We start from the raw sequence: 4694 nt of genomic DNA on the forward strand, positions 1-4694 counted from the left end.
ATAGACGCTGGCGATGCCGTTTGCTGAAGCTGATCGAACAGAGCCCTCGTTGCCAATGCTCCATGCCGAAGCAGTGGTGGTAGTGCGGTAGCCCGGGGCGGGCTCATTTAAAACACGAAACAGAACGTTTGAATCTACACACAAACCAACATGGACAAACAGACCTATTTGTCGCACTGGGCGGCGCAGTATAAAGCCGACCTGACCGAAAATATACTGCCTTTCTGGCTCGAAAACGGGCTCGACAGGAAAAACGGAGGGATCTTTACCGCTCTGGATCGCGACGGGACTTTGATGGACACCGACAAATCTGTCTGGTTCCAGGGGCGGTTCGCTTTCGTGTGCGCTTTCGCCTACAACCGCATCGAACGCAACCCCGAGTGGCTCGCGGCGGCGAAATCCACCATCGACTTTATTGAAAAATACTGTATCGATACCGACGGTCATATGTTTTTCGAAGTGACCGCGGAAGGGGTGCCGGTGCGGAAGCGGCGGTACCTCTTTTCGGAGTGCTTTGCCGCTATCGCGATGTCGGAGTACTCGATTGCGTCGGGAGATAAGGCCTATGGACAAAAGGCGCTCGACCTGTTCAAACGGATCCTGCACATGAGCTCGACCCCGGGATTTCTGGAGCCGAAGTTCCGGGAGGGGTTCGTGGGGAAGGGGCATTCGCTGACGATGATCCTGATCAACACGGCGTCGCGGATACGGGCGGCGGTCGGAGACGATCCGGTGCTGGCGGAGCAGATCGAACGGTCGATTACCGAAATCCGCAACGACTTTATGCACCCGGAGTTCAAGGCTCTCTTGGAGACGGTGGGGCCGAACGGCGAGTTTCTCGACTCGATGGCCGGGCGGGTTATTAACCCGGGGCACTGCATTGAGACGGCGTGGTTCCTGCTCGAAGAGGCGCGGTTTCGGGGGTGGGATAAATCGCTGACCGACACGGCTCTGACGATCCTCGACTGGTCGTGGGAGTGGGGATGGGATGAGGCTTACGGCGGGATCATCAATTTCCGCGACTGCAAGGGCTTCCCGGCGCAGGACTATTCGCAGGACATGAAGTTCTGGTGGCCCCAGACGGAGGCCATTATCGCGACGCTCTATGCCTACCTGGCGACGCGGGACGAGAAGTACCTGCGGATGCACCGCATGATCAGCGAGTACACCTACGGGCACTTCCCGGACGTGCAGTTCGGCGAGTGGTACGGCTACCTGCACCGCGACGGGACGGTGGCTCAGCCGGCCAAGGGGAATATGTTCAAGGGGCCGTTCCACATTCCGCGCATGATGATTCAGTCTTATACGTTGTGTCATGAAATTCTCGACCTGCTGGCTTAGTCTGCTGCTGGGGCTGGCGGCTATGGGGTGCAGTTCCGGCTCTTCCGACGGGGGGAAGTGGGGGCGGTTGCTGCCGGTAGATTCGGACGGGAGCTATGGGTATGGGGTGTCGGCGCCGTTTATCGGGACTTTGCCGGACGGGAGGGCTGTGGTGGCGGGGGGCTGCAATTTTCCGGAGGTGCCGGCGGCGGAGGGGGGAACTAAGCGGTACTATGACGATATTTATGTCTGGGATACCGTGGCGGAGGCTTGGCGGTCGGGCGGGAGGTTGCCGCAGGCGTTGGCCTACGGGGCATGTGCTTCGACGCCGGAGGGGATTTTTTGTGCGGGAGGGACGGACTCCTTGGGGCGGTCGACGAACGAAGCGTATTTGCTGACTTCCGACGGGTTAAAGACGTTGGCTTCATTGCCGGAACCGCTGGACAACTGTGCGGGGGTGTACCTGGAAGGGAGGTGCTATGTGGTGGGCGGGCGGTCGTTCTACGTCTATGATTTTCAGTCGAATGCTTGGCAGGCGGGGCCGTTGTGGCCGGGGACGGAGCGGCGGGTGCAGCCGGTGGTGGTGGCTCAGGCGGGGCGGGTGTGGCTGTTCGGGGGGTATGATCCGGAGGGGGCGGAGTTTGTGGCTTCGGAGGGCTATGTCTACGATCCGGCGACCGAAACGTGGCGGACGATTGCCGGGCCGGTGGATGCGGAAGGGGAGCCGCTGTTGGCGGCGGGAGGTGCGGGAGTGGCATGGGGGGCGGATTCGATCGTCTGCTTCGGCGGGGTGAACGGGGTGGTCTTCACGGAGGCGTTGGATCGGGCGTGGACGCTGGCGGTTGCGCCCGAGAATGATAGTCTGCGGCGAGTGCAGCGGGCTTATATGGAGCAGGAGCCGGGGTGGTATCGATTCAACGACCGGGTGTTGATTTTCGACACGGCGGCGGAGCGGTGGTCGGTCTCTTCTGAGCGTGCGCCGCAGGGTGCACGGGCGGGAGCGGGGGCGACGCCGATGCGGTGGGGGACTTCTCCGGGTGTCTTGTTGTTCAACGGGGAGCTGAAGCCGGGGATCAGGACGCCGGAGGTGTGGCTGTGGCGGCCGTGACGGACGGCGGGGCCGTGGGCTGTCGGTGGGGAGTTTTTGCCGACAAAAAACTCGAAAACCAAACTCTTTTCACGATATGAATACATTCGACACCGGAGGAGCGGCACAACGTTCGCGGATCTATCCGTGGGTGGTGGTGGGTTTGCTGTGGGGCGTGGCTTTGCTCAATTACATGGACCGGCAGATGCTCTCGACCATGCGCGATGCGATGCAGGTCGATATCGCGGAGTTGCGTTCGGCAGCCAATTTCGGTCGCCTGATGGCGATCTTCCTTTGGATATACGGTTTCGTCAGCCCGGTGGCAGGGGCGGTGGCCGATCGGATCAGTCGGAAGTGGCTCATCGTGGGCAGTCTGTTCGTCTGGTCGGCGGTAACGTTCGGCATGGGGTATGCCGAGACGTTCGGACAGCTCTATGCGCTGCGGGCGGTGATGGGGGTCAGCGAGGCGCTCTATATTCCGGCGGGGCTGGCGATGATTGCGGACTGGCATCGCGACCGGTCGAGGTCGTTGGCGGTGGGGATTCACATGACGGGACTCTATACGGGACAGGCGATCGGCGGATTCGGCGCGACGGTGGCGGCGGCCTTTACGTGGCACACGACGTTCCACTGGTTCGGGGTCATCGGGATGGTTTATGCCTTGGTGCTGGTGCTCTGTCTGCACGAGAACCGTGAGGCGGTGGTTGCGCGGCGGTTGAATCGCGAGGCGGTCAGGGGCGAGGAGAGTGTTGCGGGGCGGTTCCGGGCGTTGCTCAAGGGTTTCGGGCTGCTGTTTTCGAATGTGGCGTTTTGGGCGATTCTGTTCTATTTTGCGGCGCCGAGTCTGCCGGGGTGGGCCACTAAGAACTGGTTGCCGACGCTCTTCTCGGACAGTCTCGGAATCTCGATGGACAAGGCGGGGCCGATTGCGACGATCACGATTGCCGTATCGTCGTTCGTGGGGGTGATCGTCGGGGGGATTCTTTCCGACCGGTGGGTGCGGCGGAACTTGCGGGGGCGGGTCTATACGGGTGCGATCGGGCTCGGGATGACGATTCCGTCGCTGCTCCTGCTGGGCTTCAGCCATAGTCTGGCGGGAATTGTCGGGGCGGGGTTGTTGTTCGGGGTGGGGTATGGTATTTTCGATGCCAATAACATGCCGATTCTCTGTCAATTCGTTTCGGATCGCTACCGGGCGACGGCGTATGGTATTATGAATATGACGGGGGTCTTTGCGGGGGCGGCGGTGACAAGCATACTGGGGCGATGGACGGACGGGGGAGATTTGGGGATGGGTTTTGCGTGGCTCAGTGTGATCGTGGCGGCGGCGATCGCTATCCAGCTCCGTTTCCTGCGTCCGAAGACGGACAACATGGTGGACTGAGGCGGACACGAGGCGATTGGTCGCCGATAGTTTTGTGCCGTTTGGTTTATTTGGGCCGTCGGCAGTTTGAGGATGCGCAAGCATCCGTCTAAAGTTTTTCTGGTTCTCTTTGTTCACAAAGAGAACAGTTTTAGGCGGGTCAAAGCTCGACCCGCGCGCGATCGCTGAAGTAGGAAATCATTCAAACGCGTCGTAATGCGCGTTTGAATAAGATTTCCGCCAGCGCGCGGAACAGGGAGTTGGGCTGAGGCTGCCATTTGCCCACCGCGCGGCCCGAGCGCAGTACCCTCCTGTAGCCAAAGCCGCGCGCCCCGCCTAAAGAAGCGATTCAACAATTTCGGCGGTGAGCCGAAATTGTTGAATCGCGCAGGCGCGCGAAAACGCGGCGGAGCGATAGCGGAGCCGCAGTGAGGCCGACCTGGGGCGGAGAACTGGGTCGAGCTTGGGGCTGGAATTTAGGCCGAGAGCGAATAGCGCGATTCCGAGAGGAATCGCCGTCCTCGGGCGCAGCGACGCATTAGCGGCGCGTGGGGGCGCTCCGAGGACGAGTGGGCCGTGCTTTTGCATTTCTTCGAACCGCCGGGCTTGCGCGCTGGGCCTTCGGCCCACCCTCGGAGCGCGCAGCCCGAACTCGACAGAAAAATGCTGTGCTCCTGCGACCCTAAGGGTCGCGCGGGCCGAAGCCTCTCGCCGCGGAGGGACGCACAGCGTCTTTTGTTGCCAGTCTCTACCCTAAGCAACCCAGGCTTCGACCGCTTGAACTGAGAGCGAGGACGCTATAGGCGGGTGCCGGGGGGCGCCAAGGACGAACCCGGCAGCCTTGGGCGGTGAATGGGTTGTTGCTTCTGCGACCCTTTGGGTCGCGCGGGCCGGACGCCTCCTACCGGGCGGCCCGCAACACGC

General features: G+C 61.6%; 3 protein-coding genes. All 3 read left to right on the forward strand.

Translation table 11 applies throughout. The features are described 5' to 3' along the window. The first annotated feature begins 150 nt into the window (after window positions 1-150). The 3 genes from ACTO3O_RS09680 to ACTO3O_RS09690 all read left to right on the forward strand — a co-directional run bounded on the left by ACTO3O_RS09680 (window position 151) and on the right by ACTO3O_RS09690 (window position 3791). Window positions 151-1341, forward strand: coding sequence for an AGE family epimerase/isomerase (locus ACTO3O_RS09680; protein WP_297832633.1), 1191 nt, complete (start codon window positions 151-153; stop codon window positions 1339-1341). Further along, the gene (locus ACTO3O_RS09685; RefSeq protein WP_297832631.1) at window positions 1316-2428 is read left to right on the forward strand and encodes an FBX42 beta-propeller domain-containing protein; all 1113 of its coding nucleotides are present in this window, start codon (window positions 1316-1318) and stop codon (window positions 2426-2428) included. Before ACTO3O_RS09680 ends, ACTO3O_RS09685 begins: the two co-directional genes overlap by 26 nt. 196 nt (window positions 2429-2624) lie before the next feature. After that, window positions 2625-3791 (forward strand): MFS transporter, encoded by a 1167-nt coding sequence (locus tag ACTO3O_RS09690; RefSeq protein WP_482596748.1) that lies wholly within the window; start codon window positions 2625-2627, stop codon window positions 3789-3791. Window positions 3792-4694 lie beyond the last annotated feature (903 nt).

This window comes from Rikenella sp. (assembly GCF_056799795.1).

Bases quoted from the DNA above. Each gene is read 5' to 3' on its own strand.
- ACTO3O_RS09680 (WP_297832633.1), top strand. From the start codon at position 151: ATGGACAAACAGACCTATTTGTCGCACTGGGCGGCGCAGTATAAAGCC.
- ACTO3O_RS09685 (WP_297832631.1), top strand. From the start codon at position 1,316: ATGAAATTCTCGACCTGCTGGCTTAGTCTGCTGCTGGGGCTGGCGGCT.
- ACTO3O_RS09690 (WP_482596748.1), top strand. From the start codon at position 2,625: ATGCGCGATGCGATGCAGGTCGATATCGCGGAGTTGCGTTCGGCAGCC.